Genomic DNA, 21,781 nt, shown 5'->3' on the forward strand with positions numbered 1-21,781 from the left:
CGCATCAGTGCTCGGCGTTGTTCAAGAGGGGTCAATCGGAGAATCGCCATGCGCGTTGCAGCCGCCCTTTGGGCCTTGTGTCTGCCCCTAATGCTTGCCGGTTGCGTCAGTTCCGGCGACCTCGCGTCGGGCGCCCCGCCGGCCGCCGCCCCGGTCGCGGACGAATACCAGATCGGCGTCGACGATCGCGTCCAGGTTTCGGTGTGGCGCAATCCCGAGCTGAGCATCGTGACGCCGGTCCGCCCCGACGGCATGATCTCGGTTCCGCTGGTCGGCGATGTCATGGCCGGCGGCCGAACGCCGGACGCCGTGGCCAAGGAGCTGCAAGGCAAGCTCGCGACCTATGTGATCGAGCCTCAGGTGACGGTAATCATCACCGAACTGCGCAGCCACGAGTATCTGTCGCGGGTTCGGGTCACCGGCGCGGTGCGCACGCCGATTTCGATTCCCTTTCGCCAGGGCATGACCGTGCTGGACGCGGTCCTCGCCGCCGGCGGCGTCACCGAGTTCGCCGCGGCCGACCGCTCCAGCCTGCACCGCAAGAGCGGCGACGGCGCGCAGGCCTATGGGGTGCAGCTCGACCACATCCTCAACGCCGGCGATCTGAGCACCAACTATAAGGTCGCCCCCGGCGACGTGATCACGGTACCGGAGCGCGTTCTGTGAACAATCCGTACGGGCAACCGCTGTTGCCGGGCTCCTCGTCGGAACGCCTGCCGACGCTGACCATGCTGTCGGTCGCGCGCAGGGAATTCCGGCGCTACCTGCTGCCGCTGGCCACCATCTTCGCCGCCATAGCGCTGCTGTTCCTGGCCTGGGGCCTGGTCAATCCGTCCACGTACAAGTCGTCGGCGATGGTGCTGGTCCAGGACAACACGCCGATCGCGCCGCTGATGCAGGGGCGCACCACCGCCCCCAACGAGGTCGCCCGCGCCGTGATCTCGCGCGAGGTGCTGTTCGGCAGCCGGGTCATGGCGGACGTGCTCAAGGCAGGCGGCTGGCTGGAGTCGAATCCCAGCCCCTTGCGTAAGCAGGAGCTGATCAACTCCATCATCAACAGCACCGACATCGCGGTCACCGACCGCGCCCAGACGCGCTCGACGGATCCCAAGCTCAGCCTGGTGAAGATCACCTATTCGGACTCCGATCCCAAGCGCGCCTATGCCGTGACCAAGCGATTCTCGGAGGCGCTGATCGAACAGGTGCTGGACTCTCGGGCGCGCGCGAGCCGCTCCGCGTATCAGTTCATCGACGCGCAAGTGGACAACTACCAGCGCGCGTTCTCCGAGGCCGACCGCAAACTGCGCGAGTACCGCAGCGCGAACCCGGACGCGATGCCTGGCGTCGACACCGACGTTTCCGCACGCATCGCCGAGTTGCGCCGCGCCGCCGACAACGCCGCCATGGACCTGGCCGACGTCGGTGCGCAGGAGCGCCAAGTGATAGGCCAGCTCTCGCGCGAAAGCCAGCTCAACACCATCTCCCGCTCCACCCGGACCAACGTCCAGCTCGCCACCCTGCAGGCGGAGCAGGACCGTCTGATGCTGAGCTATACCGCCCAGCACCCGGACGTGGTGCGGGTCCGCAACCAGATCCGCGAGCTGCAGAGCAACCCCTCGGCGAACTCCGGCGGCGCCGCGGTGCTGCCCGGCGATACCGGCTCGATGAACCCGGTCTATCAGCAGCTGCGCGCCCAGCTGGCGGAAGTCCGTCGACAGGGCGCGGCCTCGGCCTCGCGGCTGGCCACCGCGCAAGCGCTGTTGCGCGAGGAGCTGGAACGCAGCCGCAGGATCATCGGCGACGAAGGCACCGTCACCGCCCTGACCCGTGTGCACGACATCAATAAGGAAATGTTCGACGACCTGCTCAAGCGACGCGAGAACGCGCGCGTTTCCATGAGCCTGGACGCCGACGGCCGCAGCCTGGGTTTCCAGATCCTCGAACCCGCCTCGATTCCGCTGCAGTCCACTGGCTTGCGCCTGATGCATTTCGCCGTGGCCGGCCTGCTGCTGGCGATCGTGATCCCGCTGGTGATGCTGTCGATGCTGGTCAAGCACGACCCGCGCGTACGCACGCCGCTGCAGATCGAACGCGATGCGGGCCTGCCGGTGCTCGGGGTCATTCCGCTGCACCTGACTTACGACCAGACCGCACAGCACGCCAAACGGATGAAGATCGGATCGATCCTGTTCGCGCTCGTGCCCCTGATCTACGGTGTCGTGTTCGTCCTGAAAATGACGGATGTCCTATGAACGACTTCAATCGCCACGCGGTGGACGCATCGGCCCATATGACCGACATCGGACCTGGAAAAAGAAGTGTCGTGCGCCGCGACGGCGGCACGGCGCTGACGCCCGAGCAGTTGGTCGAGCGCTCGATCATCCCCTTCGCCGACGGCGCCAACCGGCAACTGGTCAACGCCTTCCGCGAGCTGCGCACGCGCCTGCTGGCGACGGCGACGGACAACTTCATCACCCTGGTCGCGCCGGTCGGCCCGGCCTGCGGCGGTAGCTTCGTGGCCCGCAACCTCGCGCTCACCATCACTCTCGACCAGGAGCGCAGCGCTCTGCTGGTCGACTGCAACCTGCTGCATCCGGTCCAGCACGCCGTGATGAAGATCAACGACAACCGCGGCAGCCTCATCAAGTATCTGGAGGACCTGGACGCCGACGTGGACGACATGATCTACAGCACCGTCATCCCGCGCCTGAAGCTGATTCCGGCGGGGCGCTCGGCCCATAGCGAAATGGAGACCGAATACTTCTCCTCGTTCCGCATGCGCCTGTTGCTGGATTCGCTGCGCAGCAGCTACTCCGATCGCTACATCGTCCTGGACAGCCCGCCGACGCTGGGAGCGCCCGATGCGCGCATCCTGTCGGAACTGGCCGACGTGGTAGTGCTGGTCGCGGGATACGGCCGCAACACCGCCGCCGAGATCGCCGCGGCCGCCGCCAACTTCGACCCGGCCAAGTTCGCCGGCGTGATCTTCAATGAGAGCGCCTGACCACCGCGCTGCGTGCCTCGCCCGGCCGCGGACGCGCGCGCGACGGACCCGGCTGCATCTGGCGATATTGGCGGCAGCGGCGTTGGCCGGCAGCGCGCACGCCGCGCGGCTCAACTACCGTATAGAAGTCGAAGCGCTGCACAGCGACAACATCAACCAAAGCGAGGACAACCAGGCCGAGGACACGGTCCTGGTCCCGCGCATCAAGTTCGACCTCAAGGAGGAAGGCGCCACGGTCGAGCTGCAGGCGCGCGGCGAGTTCGAGCGCCGCCGCTACTTCGGCAACCAGTTCGACGACGAGAGCCGCAGCGAATTCGCCGGTCAGCTCAACTGGTCGCTGCTGCCGCAGCGGATGAACCTGGTGGTCGAGGACTACCTGAGCGAGGAGCCGATCAATTTCCGCGGCGGACGCTATCCGGGCAACCTGCAGCGGGTGAACATCCTGCTCGGCGGGCCCAGCTTCTTCGCCCGGATGGGCGATGCGACCCGCTTCCAGTTGGACCTGCGAGGGGTCAGCACGCATGCCGAAGTGGCGCCCGATTTCGACGGCGAGCGCTATAGCGCGGCCGCCTCCCTGCAACGAGACCTGAGCCCCACATCGAAGGGCTCGCTCAACCTGACCTCCATGAAAGCGAGATTCGACGATGCCCCGACCGCCGTCGACTACACGCGCACCGACGCTTTCGTCCGCTATGAGGGCAGGCTGCGCAAGGTCGAGTACGAGCTGGATCTGGGCCATTCGCGCCTCAATCGCGACAGCGGCGACGACCCCACCACGACGATCGCGCGGGCGACGGTGCAGTGGCAACCCGACTCGCGCAACCGCTTCCGTCTACGCGCCCGTCATCAGTTCGCCGACCAGGTCCAGGACCTGGTGGTGCGGCTGCGCGACCCCGACGAAAGCCTGGTGCCGGATCTGGTGGATTCGTCCTCCTCGCTGGTGTCGTCCGGCGTGTACCGGCAGCGCGACGTCGAGCTCGACTACCGCCATCGGGGCGAACGCGTCGGCTTGCGCGTGCGCCCGCTGTACCGGGAACTGCGCTACATCGACCGCGGCGATGCCGATCGCCGCGAGCGCGGCGCGTTCTTCGAAGTCGACTACCGGCTGCGCCCCTTGGTCAGCCTGTTCTTCACCGGCTCGGTGCGCAACCGCGAGTTCCTGAGCCGCAACGAGGAAGATCGCGATCGCGTGTACAGCCTGGGCGTCAACTATCAGCTGACGCGGCACTGGGGTTGGCGCGCCGAGGCGGTCCGGAACCAGCGCAAATCCAACGTCGCCGATCAGGAGTACACGGAGAACGCCGTGTTCCTGACGCTGTGGTGGCAGCGCTGACGGAGGGCTTCGGAGCATGCTCGAGCTTCTGTTCTGGGCTTCGGTCGGGTTGCTGGCCTACGTCTACGCGGGCTACCCGGTCCTGGCGATCGCGATCGCGCGCGTCCGGCCGCGCGCGACGCGCAAGCAGCCCATTACCCCGTCCGTCACCGTGATCATCACGGCCTACAACGAAGAGAAGGACATCGCGCTCAAGGTCCGCAACGTGCTGGCCCTGGATTACCCGCAAGGGCGGATCGACGTCATCGTGGCCTCGGATGCCTCCAGCGACGGCACCGACGACATCGTGCGCGGCCTCGGCATCGCCGGGGTCCGCCTGCTGCGCGTGGAGGGGCGCCAGGGCAAGACGGCCTGCCAGAACGCGGCGGCGGCCGCCGCTTCCGGCGATATCCTGCTGTTCACCGACGCCACCACCCGGATCGCAACGGACGCCCTGCGCGCGATGACGCGCAACTTCCATGACCCCGCGGTGGGCTGCGTCGCCGGCCGCCTCAGCTATGTCGCGCAAGGCGACGATGCCACCGGTCGCGGCGGCACCTCCTACTGGAACTACGAAATCATGCTGCGCATGGCCGAGAGCGACATCGGTTCGCTGATCGGCGTCTCCGGTTGCCTGTATGCGGTCCGCCACAGCGCCTATCGCGACATCGCCCCGGAGCTGATCAGCGACTTCGTGGTCGCGATGCTGGTGCGCGAGCAAGGCTTGCGCACCGTGCTCGAACCCGACGCGATGTGCTACGAAACCGCCCTGGACCACCCCGATCGCGAGCTGACCATGCGCGTGCGCGTCGGCATGCGCAGCCTCTCGGCCTTGGCGAGCCAGAAGCGCTTTCTCAACCCGTTCAGGTTCGGCGCGTTTGCCTGGCAGCTGTGGTCGCACAAGCTGCTCCGGTACCTGTCGCCGGTGTTCTGGATGCTCGCCCTGCTCGCCAACGCGGCGCTCGCGCTGCAGGGACGCTACGCATGGCTGTTGGCCTTGCAGCTCGCGTTGCTGTCGGCGGGCCTGCTCGGATTCGCGTCGCCGCGCCTGCCCGGCAAATCGCGCCTGCTCGCCAAACCCTACTACTTCCTGCTGACCAACCTGGCCTCCGCCGTCAGCCTGTTCCGGTTCCTGCGCGGCGAACGCATCGTGACCTGGACGCCGCAACGCTGAGCGCACGCGTCGCGCCCCTCGGCCGTCGCCCCGCTACTGGCCGTCGACGGCGCCACGCGACGTTGTTTTTCATGAACCGGAGCCAGGTAAATCGACCATGCAGTCGCAGGCAAGCCATGTCTATGCCAGCTCCGAAGACGCCACGGCGGCGATCGCGCGCGACGCAGCCTATGCGGAGCTTGCGGCGACCACGCAACAGCCATTGCAACGGGTCGTGTATGTGGTCTCGCAGTTTCCGAGCTGGTCGGAGACCTTCATCGTTCGCGAAATCGCCACCCTGATCGAGGTTGGGGTCGACGTACGCATCCTTTCCCTGAAACGTTCCGGCGAAACCATGGTTCAGGCCGACGCCGCGACCTTGCTGGATCGCGTGCGCCAGCCGCTCGGTCCGCTGCCGACCCTGTGGAACAGCCTGCGCGCGCTGTTCACGCACCCCGTGCGTATCGGCGGCGCCGTCGCCACCGTGGTCGCGGACACCTGGCGCACGCCCGCGGTCCTGGCCAAATCGCTGGCGACCCTGGTCAGGAGCCTGAGCCAGATTCCGTGGCTGCAGGCCTTCGACCCGCAATTCATCCACGCCCATTGGTCCACCTATCCGACCACCGCGGCCTGGGCGCTGGCGCGCGCCATGCGGCGTCCATTCGGCTTCACCTGCCATGCGCACGACGTCTTCAGGAACCATCATCTGCTTCCGCGCAAGATCGCCGATGCAGCGCTCGCGGTCACGATTTCGCGCCACAACGTCGGCTGGCTCGATCGCAACATCTCCGCGCTGGCGCCGCGCAAACTGAAGGTCGTGCATTGCGGCGTCGATCTGCGGCAGATCTCCGCGAGGACCCGCGAGCCGTCCGGCAACAGAATCCTGGGCGTCGGCCGCCTGTCTCCGGAGAAGGGCTTCCACACGCTGATCGAGGCCCTGGCGATCCTGCGCGACGCAGGCACGCCGTTCCTGTGCACCCTGGTCGGCGAAGGTCCGGCGCGTCAGGAACTGCGGCGCCTGATCGATCGCCACGAGCTGCGGCGGTATGTGGAGTTGGCCGGAGCGCAGCCGCAGGAATATGTGCGCGCGGCATTGGAACAGTCCACGGTATTCGCCCTGCCCTGCCAGATCGCCGCCAACGGCAGCCGCGACGGCATTCCGGTGGCTCTGATGGAAGCGATGGCCGCGGGCTGTCCGGTCGTCAGCTGCCCGGTATCCGGCGTGCCGGAGCTGATCGGCAACGAAGTGCATGGGCTGCTGGCGGCCGAGCGCAACGCCGTTTCGCTGGCGCAGGCGCTGCAGCGCTTGCTGGACGACGCGCCGCTGCGCAAACGACTGGCGATCGCCGCACGTCAGCGTATCGAGTTGGAATTCGATGCCCGCAAAGAAGCGCTCAAGCTGCATGATCTGATGACGAGGGCCGTCAACCATGCGGCGTGAACGGCTCCTGGTGGTGATCGACGGCATGGAAGTGGGCGGCAGCCAGCGCCAGGTTCAGCATCTGCTGATGGGCCTGGACCGGCGCCGATGGGCGCCTGAGCTGGCCTTCTTCCGCTGTGATTCCTTCCTGGCCGACGCGATCCGTCGCGACGGCGTGCCGGTGCACTACCTGCCCAAGCGTCGCCGGATCGACCCGGCGTTCCTGCTGGCTTACGCGCGCCTGCTGCGCGAGCGCGACTACGCCATCGTGCACGCTTTTTCCCTGACCGCCGAATGGGCGACGGTCCTGGCCCGTGCGCTGTCGCGGCGCCGGCCGGCGCTGGTCGCCTCCGAGCGCAGTTTCGCGCTCGACCGGCCGGCCTGGTTCTGGTGGCTCAAGCGCTACGTCCTGGGCCGCAGCGCCGCCGTCATCGCCAACTCGAACGCGGGCGCGCGCGCCACCGCCCAGCGCACCCGCGCGCCCGCGGCGAAATTCGTGACCGTCGCCAATGGCGTCGGCGTGCCGGCAGGCCTCTGCGACGAGGAGCGCAGTCGGATCCGACGCGCGCTAGGGGTACCGGACGGGCGCGCGTTCGGCTTGTTCGTCGGCCGGTTGGTATCGGTCAAAAACCTGCCCTGCCTGATCCGCGCGCTGGCGACGATGCCGCCCGGCGCGCGCCCCTGGATCGCGCTGGCCGGCGACGGGCCGCTGCGAACCGTCATCGAACGGCTCGCGACGGACCAGGGCGTGGCGGCGGATCTGGGCTTCCTGGGCGAGCGCTCGGATGCGACGGAACTGATGCAGGCCGCCGATTTCCTGGTGCTGCCTTCCCACTTCGAAGGCCTCTCGAACGCGCTGCTGGAGAGCATGGCCGCCGGCTGCGCGGTGATCGCCTCCGCCGTGGGCGGCAACCTCGAACTGATCGACGACCAGCGCAACGGCCTGCTGTTCCGTCCCGACGACGCCGACGCCTTGGCCGCCGCGATGTCGCGCATGGCCGACCCGCTGCTGCGCTCACGGCTCGCGCAGGCGGCCTTGCGACACGTGATCGAGCACCACAGCCAGCAAGCGCTGGGCGCCGCGACCTCGGCCGTTTACGAACGCTGCCTGCCACCGCAGGATGTCAAAGCCAGCGGCGCGCCAACGCGTCCCGCGCGCGGAGAGGCGAAATGAATACCGAATCCGCATGCGCGGCAGCCGGGGCCGACAGCGTCGGCGGGACGGGTTGAGCCGATGCGCCTGCTCTATGCCATTCCCATCGTGCTGCTGCCGAACACGGCGCACCTGCCGCCGGATGTCAGCGTCGGCACGTCGGTCGCCCTGCTGGTGATCGCGATGCTGATGGGCGGGCGCGAGCCGGCCTATCTGATGCGTCCGGCCTATCTGGTTCCGCCCTTGCTGGCCCTGTTCCTGGCCATGCTGATCGGTTTCATCGCCGCCCACTGGCACGACCTGGCCAATGCGGAAAAGGACCTGCGCGAAGCCAAGGTCGCCGTCCTGTACCCCTTGCTGTACCTCGCCTACCGCAAGTGCGGCCTGGACATGCGACAGACCCGGCAGTTGATCCTGCTGGTGCTGCTGGTCGCGGTGGGCGCGGGACTGGAAGCGGTGCTGCAGGGGCTGTCGTTCAACCTGGGCGAGTTTTCCGAAACCCAGCGCGCCACCGGCCCCTTCGGCCAGATCAAGATGGCCAACCGCGCCGGCGTGTTCTTCGCCATGTTTCTGCCGATGCTGTTCGCGCCGGTCCTGCAGTATCGGCAGCGCCGGTGGGTGCGCTGGGCGGCGTTCGCGGGCGCCGCCATCCTGGCCATGGCGATCTTGCTGACGTATTCGCGCCAGTCCTACCTGATCGGCCTGTTCTCGATCATGATCCTGCTGGTATCGCGCAGCATCCCCGCCGCGATGCTCGCCGGCCTGCTGATCGTGGCGACCTCGGCGACCTTGCTGCCCAGGAGCGTCGTCGACCGCGTCCAGCAAACCCAGCAGGTCTCCGGCACCGGCTCGGTGACGCTCGATGTCAGCACCACCAGCCGCTTCTCGATCTGGAACGGCACCATCGACATGTTGCGCGACCATCCCGCCGGTGTGGGCCTGGGGCGCTTCAGCGAGCATATCGGCGACTACACCAACTACGCCGGCAAGGATGCGCACAACGGTTTTCTGCTGACGCTGGCCGAGTGCGGTCCGCTCGGCCTGTTGGCGCTGCTGTGGGTGTTCTGGCGGCTATGGCGGCTGGCGGCTTCGTTGCGCCGTTCCGCCGCGGCCGTGGCGCCGTCGCAACCACGCACGCTGGAGCTGGGATTCACGTTCGCGGTGATCTCGATGGCGCTGGGCAACCTGTACGGTAGCCCCTTCTTCGACAGCGTCGTCATGGCCAACTTCTGGATCCTGTGCGGCCTGATGGAACGCTACGGAATCATGAAGGCGCAGGCCGGCCAGATCCCCGCGGCCACTGGCGGGCCCGAGCCGGCGCCCATTCCCGCCGGCCAACGCTTCCCGCTCGCGGCGCGGGCGCTGCCGCGACTGGCTGCAACGGCGAGGTCCCGGCGTTCGTTCCGTTGAAGTTCGGACGCGGACCAGGGGAACAGCATCAGCATCTGCCGCCGCCAACTCTGCCGCACCCGCACGCATCGGCGAACGCCGCGACTGGCATTGGCGGCGTTTGCGCTCGCCTCCCTGACCGCATGCGCGGACGAAACCGAACCCGTATCGGAACTGTGTCCCTCGGGCCGCCGCGACGGTTCCGATATCCCGATCGCGACGACGTCGGCGGGCGGAACGACCTACTACGTCCGCACCGATGGCGGCGATGCGGCCCAGTGCAACGGTCGCGCCGATGCCGCCTATTCCGGCGCCGCCAACGCCGACTGCGCCTGGAACAATCCGGCCATCGCCCTGCCGGCCTCCGGCCCCGCGCGCATCGCCGGCGGCGACACCCTGCTGATCGGCGCCGGCAGCTACCGGATCGGCGACGGCGGACCTATGCAGCCCATCCCCAGCGGGCCCAGCCGCGCCCAGCCGACACGTGTGCTGGGCCGGTCCGGCGCGACGCCGACACTGGTCGGCGTCGCGGGCACGCATCGCGTGCTCAACCTGGACGCCAGTTCCAATCTGGAAGTCGGCCACCTCGAAATCACCGACGGCAGCGATTGCGTGTATCGCCACTCCGCCCCCGCCGCAGCCTGCACCGACGCCATGCCCTGGGCGCGCGTCGGGCTGTACGCGCGCGCCTCTCACAACGTCTGGCTGCACGACCTCGATATCCACGGACTGGCGGCGCGCGGCATCAATGCCGGCGGCCTGCGCGACTGGACGCTCGAACGCGTCAAGCTCAACCGCAACGGCAGCGCGGGCTGGGACGGCAACATCGGCGAGGGCGGCTCCAACGCCGGCAGGATCGTCCTGCGCGACGTCGAGATCGCCTGGAACGGCTGCGGCGAACGCATGGCCAGCGGCGCGCCCTGGGCCTGCTGGGCGCAGCGGGGCGGCGGCTACGGCGACGGCCTGGGCACCACCGACACCGGCGGGCAATGGCTGATCGAAGACGCCTACGTCCACCACAACACCTCCGACGGACTCGATCTGCGCTACATGGACGGCGCCGACGCGACGCGGGTGACCCTGCGTCGCATCCATGCCATGGCCAATGCGGGCAATCAGGTCAAGGTGAAGGGCAACGCCCTGATCGAGAACTCGGTGCTGGTCGGCCATTGCAGCTACTTCAAGCACAAGTTCTTCATGACCGAGCAGGACCTGTGCCGCGCCGATGGCAGCACCCTGCAACTGGTGACGACCGGTCACGACACCGTCGTCGTGCGCCACAACACCCTGATCGGCGAAGGCGCGGTGCAGATCGGCCGCAGCGAGGGCAATCCGACGGACCGCATCGCGATCACGAACAATCTGGCGATCGGAGCGCCCTACTACCTGCAGCCCGACCAATTGAGCGGGTTCAGCGGCGGCAGGAGCTGGTCCATCACCCGCTACACCGGCAACCTCGGCTGGCACCTGCGCGATTGCCCCGGCGACACGATCTGCGACCTCAACCCCCGCCTCACCAATATGAGCCTGAGCGCCTTCGATGCCGTGCCGCTGGCCGGCAGCCCCGCGCGCGGCCAGGCCGGCGCGGTGACCTGCGCCCAGGCGCCGACCCATTAGCGCGACGGAATCCAGCATGGGCCTGACCGACAAGATCTACGCTCGTCTCCCGGCACGCGGCCAGGACATCGCCGCATCGGCGTTCGGCCTGTATCGCCATTGGTTGCGCGCGGGCCCCGGCTACGCCGAATTGCTGCGCGGATACCGCGATCGCGACGCCTGGCCGCTGGACAGGTTCGCCGCCTACCAGGCGGAGCAACTGAAGACCCTGCTGGGCCATGCCGCCGACCACATTCCCTACTACCGACGGACCTGGAGCGAGCAGGAAAAGGCGGCGGCGCGCGCGGGCCGCCTGGCGGAGCTGCCGCTGCTGGCCAAGGATCCGATCCGCCGCGATCCGCAGGACTTCGCCCGCGACGATACTCGCCCGCTGCTGCGCTACCGCTTTCTCACCAGCGGCTCGACGGGCACGCCGGTGCAGACGCTGTGGACGGCCAGGGAAGCACGCGACGCCAGGGCGCTGCGCGAGGCGCGATCCGCGAACTGGGCCGGCGCGTCCTTCAACGAGGGCCGCGCGACCTTCTCCGGACGCATCGTGGTGCCCGACGCGAACAGCGAGGGACCTTTCCATCGCTACAACCGGGTGGAGAACCAGATTTACTTCTCGGCCTTCCATTTGAACCGCGCGAATGCCGACCAATACGTGGCGGCGCTGTGGCGCCACAAGACCCAGTGGCTCACCGGCTACGCCGTGTCCTACTACCTGCTCGCGCGCCACATCCTGGACCGAAAGCTCAGCGTCCCCGCGTTGAAAGCCGTGATTACGACCAGCGAAAAGCTCACGCCGGACATGCGCGCGGTCATGGAGCGGGCCTACCGATGCCGGGTGTTCGAGGAGTACGGCACCGTCGAGAACGCCGTGTTCGCCAGCGAATGCGCGCACCAGCGCCTGCACCTGAGCCCGGATGCGGGCGTGCTCGAGATCCTGCGCACCGACGGCAGCGCCTGCGATCCGGGCGAGGCCGGAGAAGTCGTGGCCACCGGCTTCGTGCGCCGCTACCAGCCCTTCATCCGCTATCGCGTCGGCGATGTCGCGGCCTGGGACCCGGACCCCTGCGCCTGCGGACGCCAGATGCCGGTGCTGAGGGAAGTGCTGGGACGGATAGAGGACGTGGTGGTCGGCCCGGACGGGCGCCAGCTGGTCCGCTTCCACGGCATCTTCGTCGGCCAGGACCACGTCGTCGAAGGACAGGTCATCCAGGAAGCGCTGGACCGCATCCGCGTGAAGGTCGTCCCGGCCGCAGGCTTCGACCAAGCCGACGCCGACGACATAGGGCGGCGCGTGCGCCAGCGCCTGGGGGACGTCAGCGTGATCGTCGAACCCGTCGAATCGATACCGCGATCGGCGAACGGCAAGTTCAAGGCCGTGGTTTCGCAGCTCAAGGCGAACGAGCGATGAGCGACAGCGCGCCCCCATCCAAGCAGGCGACGGGGACGGACGACGCGCCCCCGCAACGCGCGCAGCCGGCAGCGCGCATCAGCTACGCGCAGTACCGATTCCTGGTGCTGTCCGATCTGTACCGGATCACCGGCCACGCCAAGCCGAGCGCGTTGCTGCGCTACGTCTTCCACGGCGAGTCGTACCGATACAATTTCTGGATGCGCACCTGCGCGTACGCGAAGGGCCATCCCTGGCTCAGGTACACGCTGTATCCGTTCGCGCGCCTCGTGCTCGGGCACCTGGTCTACAAGCTGGGAATTTCCATCCCATCGGGCACCGCCATCGGCAGCGGCTTCTACATCGGTCACTTCGGCGGCATCGTCGTGAGCCAGAAGGCCACGATCGGCCGCAATTGCAACATCTCCCAAGGCGTGACCATCGGACGCGCGAACCGCGGCCGCCATCGCGGCTATCCGGTCCTGGGCGACAACATCTACATCGGTCCCGGCGCGGTGATCGCCGGCAGCGTGCGCATCGGCAACAACGTGGCGATCGGCGCCAACTGCGTGGTCACGATGGATATCCCCGACGACTCGGTCGTGGTCGGCGTACCTGGCCGGATCATTTCCCGGGAAGGCTCGGCCGGCTACGTCAATCGGACCGATTACGACGGCAAGCTCGGCTAAGCGCCACCCCTTTCCGCCGCCCAAGACCGCCCTCGCCGACCTCGGCCGCGCCCGCATCGGCGCCGCGTCATTCGAGCCGTCCCACGCGCCCGCATGGGTCCTCGCTTAGAGCACGAACGTTCGTCGAGACGTCGCATTCAGTCTGCTGTCTCACCGAAAAATGCGACGCAACCGCTTTCAACGCAGTCAGATTAGTCGCTGCGGGGTGAAGACGCGTCGGGACCTTGGCACGCTCTATTCCGGGTCTATCGGTACCGGCATCTCGGCAACCCCGCCATCACGCGCTTAAGTCCGCGCCAGCCGGACACAGCCGTGAGTGGCCGCGGATTGGGCCTCAAACACCCTGTTCAGCATTTATATCCCCGAACCCCAGCTGAATATGACCAGCTGCGTCAGGTTCTGCGTCACAAAAGACACTCTTGGTCGACTTGTGACGCGTGACGATCATGTGAACTGTGACGGACAGCACAAAACATGTCCTCCCCCATCCCTAGAGTCCGCCCCCGGCCACAAAGGAGGTGCCACCACATCGCCATCCCGAACCCTACGGAGTAGCAAGTCTAAATGTCCCTATCGACCCTTCGCAGCCGCAAGCTGCCCAGAGCCCTACTTTCTTCGCTCCTGCTTCCGTCCCTTGGCCTCGCCGCTTTCGGCACCGCCCAAGCCGCAACCTTCTACGTCCGCACCGATGGTGGCGATGCCGCCCAGTGCACCGGCCGCGCCGACGCGGCTTATCCCGGCAGCGGAACCGGCCAGGCCTGCGCCTGGAAGAACCCCAACATCGCCATGCCCTCCTCCGGTAGCGCGCGCATCGCAGGTGGCGACACCCTGCTGATCGGCGCCGGCACCTTCCAGATCGGCAGCGGCGGCTACATGCAGAAGATCCCGAGCGGCCCGAACGCGTCCACGCGCACGCGCATCCTCGGCAAGCCCGGCACCAAGCTGGTCGGCGTCGCCGGCACCCATCGCGTGCTCAACCTCGACGGCAGCTCCAACGTCGAAGTCGGCAATCTCGAAATCACCGACAACAGCGACTGCGTCTACAACCACTCCAACGCCGCGGCCGCCTGCACCAGCGCGATGGCCTGGGCCCGCGTGGGCGTGTACGCCACCGCTTCCAACAACGTGTGGATGCACGACGTGAACGTGCACGGCATGGCGGCGCGCGGCTTCAACGCCGGCGGCCTGTCCAACTGGACGCTCGAACGCGTCAAGATGAACAAGAACGGCAGCGCCGGCTGGGACGGCAACGTCGGCACCGGTTCGAATTCGGGCCAGATGATCCTGCGCGACATCGAGATCGGCTGGAACGGCTGCGGCGAGCGCGTCGCGACCGGCGAACCCTGGGCCTGCTGGGCGCAGACCACCGGCGGTTACGGCGACGGTTTCGGCACCGTCGACACCGGCGGCCAGTGGCTGATCGAAGACGCCTTCATCCATCACAACACCTCCGACGGCCTCGACCTGCGTTACATGGACGGCGCCGACGCGACCACCGTGACCCTGCGCCGCATCTACTCGGTCGCCAACGCCGGCAACCAGGTCAAGATCAAGGGCAACTCGCTGATCGAGAACTCGGTCCTGGTGGGCAACTGCACCTACTTCCGCGGCAAGGACTTCATGGCCTCGGGCGACCTGTGCCGCGCCTACGGCAGCACCCTGCTGCTGATCCTGACCGGCAACGACACCGCGACCGTGCGCCACAACACCATCGCCGGCGAAGGCGATGCGCAGATCGCCTACGGCGAAGGCGCGTCCAGCGACAAGGTCAACATCCAGAACAACCTGGTGATCGGCTTCCCGTACTACGCCAACACCGCCACCGCGACGCTGTTCAGCGGCGGCAGCGCCCCCGCCGCCAAATCCTTCTCAGGCAACATGGCCTGGAAGGTGCGCAGTTGCCAGACCGGAACCACCTGCACCCAGGACCCGAAGCTGACCAATATGACCCTGGCCGCCTTCGATGCCGAACCGCTCGCCGGCAGCCCGGTGACCGACAAGGCCCCGATGGTCAGCGGCGTGTCCACCGACTTCCTGCTGCAGCCGCGTCCCTCGGGCGCCGCCAACGACGTGGGCGCCTACGAGGTCCAGGCCGGTGGCACTCCGCCGCCGCAGCCGCCGACTCCGACCTGCACCCGCGCAGCGCCGACCGTGACCCTGAGCGGTCCGACCGCCGCCGTCGCCGCCGGCACGGAGAACAAGTACACGCTGAGCCTGAAGAACAACGACAGCAGCGCCTGCGCCAACACGTCGTTCGCCATCGCCCGCACCGTTCCGAGCGGCTGGACCGGCGAGTTGTCGTCGACCGCGATCACGCTGGCTCCGGGCGCCAGCGGCGCGGCAACCCTGAGCGTGATGTCTAACCTCACCGCCAGCGCCGGCAGCTACGGCATCGGCGCGGGCGTCAGCAGCAACGTCGGCGCCACCCACACCGGCAACGCCTCGATCACCTACAGCGTGGCCGCGGCCGTCGTCGGCCTGACCGAAACCGTGAGCACGAGCAAGGCCAGCTACAAAGCCGGTGAAGTCGTGTCCATCACCGCCCGTGTCCTCAAGAACGGCGTGGCGGTCTCGGGTGCCAACGTCGCGTTCGATGCGCTGAAGCCTAACGGCGTCAACCACGTGCTGCTGAGCGCCACCACCGACGCCAGCGGCTATGCGCGCGTGTCCTTCACCTCCGGCACGGGGCCCAGCTCGATCGGCACCTACAAGCTGTCGGCGGTGGCCACCTCCGGCGGCCTGAGCAAGACGGCGACCACGACCTTCGCGGTCGCCAAGTAAGCCTACGCAGCGTCGTAAGCAAGAGCCCCGGACGTCCTCCGGGGCTCTTTTTTTGCGAGACGGCAAGAACGTCGCGGGGACGCTCGCAGCCCAAGCGGGTGCTGACCTCAACGAGACGCGGGCGCCTCGCGATGATCGCGCCAGCGGTAGTACGCCAAGCCCACCCACTCGTGCAGGGCCAGCTCGGTGTTGGCGAGCGCGCTGGTTCGCGGCACCAGCGCCCACGGCAGGCGCGACGGCAGCCGGCGCGCGTCCGTGCCCAGCGGACACACCTCGAAGCCGGCACCGGCGAATGCCGCGCGCGCGCGCGGCATGTGGATCAGCGAGGTCACCAGCACGATACGCGCAGGCAGCGGCGGCGACATCCGCGCGGCGTGGCGCGCGTTGCTCCAGGTGTCGTCGGATTGGGCTTCCAAGCGCAGGGCCGCCGCCGGCACGCCCTGCATACGCGCGTACGCCGCCATCAGCTCCGCCACGGCCACCCCTCCGCGCCCGCCGCCCACCAGCACCAGTTGCCGTCCTTCGCGCGCGCGCCACCAGGCCACCGCGCGGTCCATGCGTCGCCGGGACGCCAGGTTGAGTACCGCGAAGTCGGTATCGCTGCGCGGGCGCCCGTCGCTGCCACCGCCGAGCACGACGGCGATCGCCGGCGGCGCATCGCGGCAGGCGATCGGCTCGGCGAGCGTTCGCTGCAGCGGCTTTCCGAGCAAATTGGCCGCCAGCGGCGTCATCGCCGCGAGCGCGACGGCCGCCAGCGCGACGCTCGCGACCAGGGGCCAGCGCAGACGCTGGCGACACAACCAGGCCCAGGGCAGCGCCGCCCCCGCCAGCAACAGCCATGCGAGCGGGGATAGCAGCCAGGCCGCCACGTCAACGCGACCGCGACCGCGACATCAAGGCCATCGTCATTCCACGCAGCTTCCGATCCAAGGCCAGAACCGGAATGGCATACAGCAGCACGAACAGCAGGGCGGCCACGGACAGTCGCGCCCAGATGGCATGCAGCCCGAACAAGTCGGTGCCGCGCGCCACCGCCACCAGCACGGTCAGGCAGCCGAGCGACAGCGCGACCGCATGCAGGTCCGGCAGGCGCGCCAATCCCTTCGGGCAGATCGCGAACTGGGCGAAGGCCAGCGCGCCGTAGGCGATCGCGGTGGACCACACCGCCCCCATGTAGCCCAGGCGCGGAATCAGGATCAGGTTCATGACCACGTTCAACGCCGCCGCGCCCAGGGTGATGATCAGCACCTGCACGGTCTTCTTCTTCAACTGCAAGCCGTAGTTCGAGATGGCGAGCACGGCGTACAGCGACACGGTGATGCCGATCACGATGAACACGATGCCCGACGCGGCCTTGTCTCGACCGCTCAGCGCCACCAGCAGGTCCTGCCCCGACACCAGCAGAAACGCGATGATCGCCACTACCGCGTAGGTCATCGGCAGCAGCACCTTCTCCTTGAGCGCGCGCACGGCCTCGTTGCCGCCGGTTTCGTAGGCGCGCATGACCACCGGTGTGAACGCCTCGGACAGGGTCGCGTCTATGAACACGTTCAACTGCATCGCCAGCGAATAGCCGATGGCGTAGATGCCGACCGCGGCGAAATCGCCGGTGATCTGCTTGAGCAGCACGCGATCGACATTGGCCAGGATGCTGAACGCCAACTCGTGTGCCATCAGCGGCAAGCCGTAGATCAGACCGCTGCGCACGGCCTGCCAGTCGAGCGCGTCGCGCGCCACACTGACGTTGCGGTACATCCAATGCGCGAGCCAGGCCAGCACCAGCACGGTGGCGACGATCTTACCGCCGTAGACCGCCAGCGCGCTTCTTTGCACCAGGATCACGGCGCCCAGAACCAACACCAGTTCGAGCATGCGCCCAATCACGCGCATGGCCATGACGATGTCCGAACGCTCGCTGGCGCGTATCACCATCTGCACGATGTTGACCGCCGCCAGCATCGGCATCATCAGCACGGCGCACCAGACCAGCGGCGAGAACGCGCCCTGCCCCAGCCAGGACCAGAGCGCGATCGCGCACAACCCAAGTAACCATAGCGTTGCGGACAGGATCAGCGGCAGCAGCACCATGTTGGTGCCGAACTCCTGCATCCGCCGCGCGCTCCCGTCGTAGGGATAAAAGCGCACGATCGCGTGCGGCGTGCCGAGCTTGATGATCGCCACGCCCAGCAGCATCAGGGTGTCGTAGTACCTCAGGATGCCGAACTGGGTATTGTCGAGAAACCGGGTCAGGATCGGGAACGAGATGAAGCCCGCCAGCATCACTAGACCGTTCGAGATCGAATAACGCAGGTAATGCGTGACGATGCCTGGTCGCTCCCGCGGCGGGGCACGCAGGCCTTCGTCCGCGCCCGTCGCGCTCTCCGTCGAACTATTCATCGCGAGCGACCGCGATCGTCATGGACGCTCATTTCGCATCACCTCGGAGGAGAGCCCGGATGGGCCGGGCCGCAGACTGGAGGCGGACCGGGCGAAGCCGCCGGATCCACCGCACCCGGGACCGGCGCGCGAGCACGCGTGTCCGTCGCGGACCGCTCATCGAGCACGCCCACGTAGGCAGTCCTGTTCGGCGGACGTCCGAGCACGTCCAGGACTTCGACGCCGCCCGCCACGTTGTAGGTATGGCAGCCATCGACGCTGCGCGTCAGATAGGGGGCCAGCCGCGACAGTTGCCGCTCGCGATAGGTCGTGGGCCCCAGTTCCAGCACTTCGTTGAACACGACGGCATTGCCGTAGCCGGGCCCGCAGTCTTGAGCCGGCCGGATCAGGCTGCCGTTGCGCTGGAACAGCCGCCCGGCCATGCGGGCGCGGCGCACATCGCAGACGATGGGCGAGGCCGGATGCGGCGTGTACGGCCCCTCCAGCCGGTCGGCGACGAACAGGAACAACTCGTCGCAGGTGTTGTTCTGATTCTCTGCAACGTTGGCGAACAGGTACCAGTGGCCCTGATGATGGTGCAGGCTCGGATCCACACAGACGCGCCCGACCACAAGGTCGTGCACCCGCTCCCATCGCAAGGGGAAGTCGCTGGCGCGGTACAGGCTGACGCGGCGGTCGTAGCCGGACTCGACCGTCATGTACCACTGCCCCTCCCAGGCGAACACTTGCGGGAAGGACAGATGGCCGGGCTCGTCCAGCGCGACGCCGAGCGAGCGCGCGCCTCCCGCGCCCAGTTCCACGCAAGCTATGGTCGCCTTCTTGAGCCGCGGCTCCAGCATTTCCTCCACGAACAGCAGCCTGCGTTCCTGCGCCATCACCACGAAGGGATCGCCCCACCAGCCCTTCGGCGCTTTCAGCAGGGCATGCGATCCGATCGTCGGCGAGTGCGGATCCAGCGGCGCTCCGCCCAGGCGCAGCACCAGCGTCCAGCCGACGCGGGCGTTCCTGAACCAACCGGTCATCCAGCGCGGAGAAGCGCGCAGCATCGACGCGAAGGCATGCAGCCCGGCGGCCGGTGCCAGCGGCGCCAACGGCTGCAGCTCCAGGCTCGCCATCGCAGGCGCGCCCGCGCCGAGATCTCCCTGCGCCAGCCGACGCAAGGCGCGCAACAGCAAGGCCGGCAGCTTGCGGAATGCATCCTCGCGCTGCTTGAGAAACGAAGTCGCCCGGGTCCTGCCCCAACTGGCCGCGAGGTCGACGGGCGTCTGGTTCGGCGCGTGCAGGACCAGGACCATCCGCGTCGCCGTTTCACGGCGCAGCATCGGACCGAGCAACTGCAAGCCCGCATGGCGATCGTCGAGCAGGCTGGCGTCGACCAGCCAGCATGCGCATTTCGTCTGGGCGGCCAGCGCCGACGCCCAGGATTTCGTGCCCAGCACGATCAGCAGATCCGGGCGCGCGCCAGCGATGCGCTCGACCAGGGTGGCCTCGTCTCCCGGACCGGCCGTCGCGAGAACGGCGTCCCCGTGGGGACCCGACGGCATCGGCATCGCGGTCAGGCTGCGGGTGGGGCCTAGCAAGGCGCGCTCGAACGCGATCAGGGCGCGCACGCTCGCGGGCACGCCAGCGACCTTCGGCAAGCTCGCCCCGGCCGAGCTCAGCGTGGTCAGTTCGATCCAGTCGTACCCGGCCACCAGGCCATGGAACGCGCGTACCCATCCGGGGACCTGCGGCGGCCCCACCAGCGTTACGCGCAAGGGCCGTGTGGCGCCGACCGGCGGAGCGTACAGCGGGGTTCGTTCGCGCGCGCCGACGGCTTTCATCCGGCGGGGCTCCGCGGCAAGCGGCTCATCCAGATTGCGATCGCCTCGATCAGGCGCTCGCGCTGCTCCCGTCCGAAGTAGGTATGGTCGCAGTCGGGCCAGTAGTGCAGGTTCACGCGCGGATCGCGCGCCGCCGCGCCGAACGCCCATTCGAACTGGCGCGGATGCAGGAACCGATCGGCATAGCCGCCGCTGAAGATGCACAGCAGGCGGACGTCGCGCGCCAGCATCGCCGCGAACTGCTCGCGCGCTTGCGCATGGCTGGGCCAGCTGCGGAAATCGGAGGAGTCCAGACCGGCGTTCCCGCGCATGCGCCCTCGCAGCTTGCGGGCGAAATGCCGCCATTCCCTGGGCAGGCGGCGCAGGAGTTCGAGCGCGCGCGCGTAGTAATACCAGGGGCCGGTGTAGCACAGGCCATCCAGCAGCAACACCGCCGACACCCGCGTATCGACGTTGGCGACATCCCAGCCAGTGTCGGCGGCGCTGCAGATTCCGCCCACCGCGAACACGCGACAGCCGTGCAGCGCTTCGAGCTGATCCAAGGCGGCGATCGTCGCCTGGGTGGCGTCGCACTCCGGCAGGCGCGGCGCCTCTCCGACACCGGGAATGTCGTAACGGAAGGTTCGTATCCCCAGCGCCGCGAGACGATGGGCCAGCAGCGCGTGCAAACGAAACGGTCCGGATCGCGGCTGCAAACCCGCGCTGGGCAATAGCAGCGTCGGCCCGGCGCCGGGCGCGCCGCTGAGTACGCCATGCAATCGCCCATCTGGGCCGAAGCGCACGAACACCTCGTCGGCCGCGACGGCCGCAACGGGCTTGGCATCCAACACGGCATTCATGCCCATGCTTCCTCGCGCACCGCCAGCCCCAGTTTTCCGACCACCTCGCGCACCTGGGGCGTAAGAAAGAACGCCGCGTCCATCGCCGCGCCCACGCTGAAGCTGGGGGCGCTGGCAGGCAGCGACAGGGTCCTGGCGATGCCGGTCGGCAGCGCCTCCGGATCCTTGCGAACGACCGCCCACACGGGCACCGCGCGCCCCAGGCCCTGGTCGATGCGCGCTTCTCCGAGCTCTACGCGCAGGCGCGACGGCGCGGGAAAGCCCATCAGCTGGCCGTCCGCGGGATCGGTGCTGCGGGCGACGCCGGCACGCGGCGGCGGACGCAGCGCGCGTTCGCGCGCATCGCTCTCCACCAGCTCCCGCAGCCAGGCCGCACCGTCGATTATCGGCTCCCAAAGCACGACCAGATCGGCGCCACCGCCCCGCTCCAGCCAGCCGCGCACGGCCAGCGCACCACCGCGCCATGCGACCAGCGCCAGTCGCTTGATCGAGGTGCGCTGACGCAGCGCGGCCACCGCCGCTTCGAGATCCCGATGCATCGAGCTCAGATCCAGATCCTCGCCGGTACCCGCGGAATCGCCGGTGCCATGGAAGTCGAAACGCAGGGTCGGCAGGCCCAGCCCCGCGAGTTCGCTGGCGACCTCGGTGATGAAACGACGGCTGCGCGGCAGTTCGTGCAGCAACGGCGGCACCAGCACGGCGCCGGTCGCGGGCGCGCCCGGCACGCCATGCAGCGCCGCGTACAAGCGCCGCGACGGCGCGCCCAGCCAGAACGGCTCCCAACCACCCAGGCTCATCGCGATCGCCTCCGTGGAATCTCGAGACT

General features: G+C 68.2%; 17 protein-coding genes. 12 read left to right on the forward strand and 5 right to left on the reverse strand.

What is annotated here, in order from left to right; translation table 11 throughout:
• Window positions 1–48: 48 nt before the first annotated feature.
• The 12 genes from ASE43_RS04375 (at window position 49) to ASE43_RS04430 (ending at window position 15,896) form a co-directional block, all read left to right on the forward strand.
• Window positions 49–666 (forward strand): XrtA/PEP-CTERM system exopolysaccharide export protein, encoded by a 618-nt coding sequence (locus ASE43_RS04375; protein WP_057159571.1) that lies wholly within the window; start codon window positions 49–51, stop codon window positions 664–666.
• Entirely contained in the window at window positions 663–2,252 is a 1,590-nt protein-coding gene (locus ASE43_RS04380; protein ID WP_057159572.1) for a hypothetical protein, read from the forward strand. The genes ASE43_RS04375 and ASE43_RS04380 overlap by 4 nt, the downstream gene beginning before the upstream one ends.
• The gene (locus ASE43_RS04385) at window positions 2,249–3,004 is read left to right on the forward strand and encodes a CpsD/CapB family tyrosine-protein kinase (RefSeq protein WP_082607092.1); all 756 of its coding nucleotides are present in this window, start codon (window positions 2,249–2,251) and stop codon (window positions 3,002–3,004) included. Before ASE43_RS04380 ends, ASE43_RS04385 begins: the two co-directional genes overlap by 4 nt.
• Before the next feature lie 82 nt (window positions 3,005–3,086).
• Window positions 3,087–4,337 carry an outer membrane beta-barrel protein gene (locus ASE43_RS04390; RefSeq protein ID WP_056175720.1) on the forward strand — a complete coding sequence of 417 codons (1,251 nt, stop codon included), beginning with the start codon at window positions 3,087–3,089 and terminating at the stop codon, window positions 4,335–4,337.
• 16 nt (window positions 4,338–4,353) lie between these two features.
• On the forward strand, window positions 4,354–5,490 hold the full coding sequence (locus tag ASE43_RS04395; RefSeq protein WP_057159574.1) for a glycosyltransferase family 2 protein: 1,137 nt from the start codon (window positions 4,354–4,356) through the stop codon (window positions 5,488–5,490).
• Between the two features lie 97 nt (window positions 5,491–5,587).
• Window positions 5,588–6,910, forward strand: coding sequence for a glycosyltransferase family 4 protein (locus ASE43_RS04400; RefSeq protein WP_057159575.1), 1,323 nt, complete (start codon window positions 5,588–5,590; stop codon window positions 6,908–6,910).
• Window positions 6,900–8,063, forward strand: coding sequence for a glycosyltransferase (locus tag ASE43_RS04405; protein ID WP_057159576.1), 1,164 nt, complete (start codon window positions 6,900–6,902; stop codon window positions 8,061–8,063). Before ASE43_RS04400 ends, ASE43_RS04405 begins: the two co-directional genes overlap by 11 nt.
• A gap of 60 nt (window positions 8,064–8,123) precedes the next feature.
• Window positions 8,124–9,452, forward strand: a complete 1,329-nt coding sequence (locus ASE43_RS04410; protein WP_056175733.1) for an O-antigen ligase family protein — start codon at window positions 8,124–8,126, stop codon at window positions 9,450–9,452.
• Window positions 9,453–9,542: 90 nt separating this feature from the next.
• Window positions 9,543–11,048 (forward strand): hypothetical protein, encoded by a 1,506-nt coding sequence (locus tag ASE43_RS04415; RefSeq protein ID WP_057159577.1) that lies wholly within the window; start codon window positions 9,543–9,545, stop codon window positions 11,046–11,048.
• Window positions 11,049–11,064: 16 nt separating this feature from the next.
• A complete protein-coding gene (locus ASE43_RS04420) occupies window positions 11,065–12,447 on the forward strand; it encodes a phenylacetate--CoA ligase family protein (protein ID WP_057159578.1) in 1,383 nt (460 codons plus the stop codon).
• Window positions 12,444–13,115, forward strand: a complete 672-nt coding sequence (locus ASE43_RS04425; protein ID WP_082607093.1) for a serine acetyltransferase — start codon at window positions 12,444–12,446, stop codon at window positions 13,113–13,115. The genes ASE43_RS04420 and ASE43_RS04425 overlap by 4 nt, the downstream gene beginning before the upstream one ends.
• A 786-nt stretch (window positions 13,116–13,901) precedes the next feature.
• Entirely contained in the window at window positions 13,902–15,896 is a 1,995-nt protein-coding gene (locus ASE43_RS04430; protein WP_162258747.1) for a choice-of-anchor Q domain-containing protein, read from the forward strand.
• A 107-nt stretch (window positions 15,897–16,003) separates the two neighbouring features.
• On the opposite strand, the gene ASE43_RS04435 is transcribed toward ASE43_RS04430, so the two are convergent.
• The 5 genes from ASE43_RS04435 to ASE43_RS04455 are packed head-to-tail and all read right to left on the reverse strand — an operon-like array spanning window position 16,004 to window position 21,752.
• Window positions 16,004–16,765 carry a YdcF family protein gene (locus ASE43_RS04435; protein ID WP_056175744.1) on the reverse strand — a complete coding sequence of 254 codons (762 nt, stop codon included), beginning with the start codon at window positions 16,763–16,765 and terminating at the stop codon, window positions 16,004–16,006.
• A gap of 1 nt (window position 16,766) precedes the next feature.
• Window positions 16,767–18,293: an oligosaccharide flippase family protein gene (locus ASE43_RS04440; RefSeq protein ID WP_057159580.1), complete on the reverse strand. Its 1,527-nt coding sequence runs from the start codon at window positions 18,291–18,293 to the stop codon at window positions 16,767–16,769.
• A gap of 38 nt (window positions 18,294–18,331) precedes the next feature.
• On the reverse strand, window positions 18,332–20,116 hold the full coding sequence (locus ASE43_RS04445; RefSeq protein WP_057159581.1) for a hypothetical protein: 1,785 nt from the start codon (window positions 20,114–20,116) through the stop codon (window positions 18,332–18,334).
• Complete coding sequence (locus tag ASE43_RS04450; RefSeq protein ID WP_057159582.1) at window positions 20,113–20,955, reverse strand: hypothetical protein; 843 nt, start codon at window positions 20,953–20,955, stop codon at window positions 20,113–20,115. The genes ASE43_RS04445 and ASE43_RS04450 overlap by 4 nt, the downstream gene beginning before the upstream one ends.
• The gene (locus tag ASE43_RS04455; protein WP_057159583.1) at window positions 20,952–21,752 is read right to left on the reverse strand and encodes a hypothetical protein; all 801 of its coding nucleotides are present in this window, start codon (window positions 21,750–21,752) and stop codon (window positions 20,952–20,954) included. The genes ASE43_RS04450 and ASE43_RS04455 overlap by 4 nt, the downstream gene beginning before the upstream one ends.
• Window positions 21,753–21,781: the final 29 nt, after the last annotated feature.

This window comes from Lysobacter sp. Root983 (assembly GCF_001429345.1).
In the GTDB taxonomy this organism is placed as follows: Bacteria; Pseudomonadota; Gammaproteobacteria; order Xanthomonadales; family Xanthomonadaceae; genus Lysobacter.

What these genes read in the sequence shown, in the direction of transcription:
- ASE43_RS04400 (WP_057159575.1), top strand. Translation starts at nt 5,588, where the DNA reads ATGCAGTCGCAGGCAAGCCATGTCTATGCCAGCTCCGAAGACGCCACG.
- ASE43_RS04420 (WP_057159578.1), top strand. Translation starts at nt 11,065, where the DNA reads ATGGGCCTGACCGACAAGATCTACGCTCGTCTCCCGGCACGCGGCCAG.
- ASE43_RS04440 (WP_057159580.1), bottom strand. Translation starts at nt 18,293, where the DNA reads ATGAATAGTTCGACGGAGAGCGCGACGGGCGCGGACGAAGGCCTGCGT.
- ASE43_RS04430 (WP_162258747.1), top strand. Translation starts at nt 13,902, where the DNA reads ATGCCCTCCTCCGGTAGCGCGCGCATCGCAGGTGGCGACACCCTGCTG.
- ASE43_RS04455 (WP_057159583.1), bottom strand. Translation starts at nt 21,752, where the DNA reads ATGAGCCTGGGTGGTTGGGAGCCGTTCTGGCTGGGCGCGCCGTCGCGG.
- ASE43_RS04395 (WP_057159574.1), top strand. Translation starts at nt 4,354, where the DNA reads ATGCTCGAGCTTCTGTTCTGGGCTTCGGTCGGGTTGCTGGCCTACGTC.
- ASE43_RS04405 (WP_057159576.1), top strand. Translation starts at nt 6,900, where the DNA reads ATGCGGCGTGAACGGCTCCTGGTGGTGATCGACGGCATGGAAGTGGGC.
- ASE43_RS04410 (WP_056175733.1), top strand. Translation starts at nt 8,124, where the DNA reads ATGCGCCTGCTCTATGCCATTCCCATCGTGCTGCTGCCGAACACGGCG.
- ASE43_RS04445 (WP_057159581.1), bottom strand. Translation starts at nt 20,116, where the DNA reads ATGAAAGCCGTCGGCGCGCGCGAACGAACCCCGCTGTACGCTCCGCCG.
- ASE43_RS04425 (WP_082607093.1), top strand. Translation starts at nt 12,444, where the DNA reads ATGAGCGACAGCGCGCCCCCATCCAAGCAGGCGACGGGGACGGACGAC.
- ASE43_RS04450 (WP_057159582.1), bottom strand. Translation starts at nt 20,955, where the DNA reads ATGAATGCCGTGTTGGATGCCAAGCCCGTTGCGGCCGTCGCGGCCGAC.
- ASE43_RS04375 (WP_057159571.1), top strand. Translation starts at nt 49, where the DNA reads ATGCGCGTTGCAGCCGCCCTTTGGGCCTTGTGTCTGCCCCTAATGCTT.
- ASE43_RS04385 (WP_082607092.1), top strand. Translation starts at nt 2,249, where the DNA reads ATGAACGACTTCAATCGCCACGCGGTGGACGCATCGGCCCATATGACC.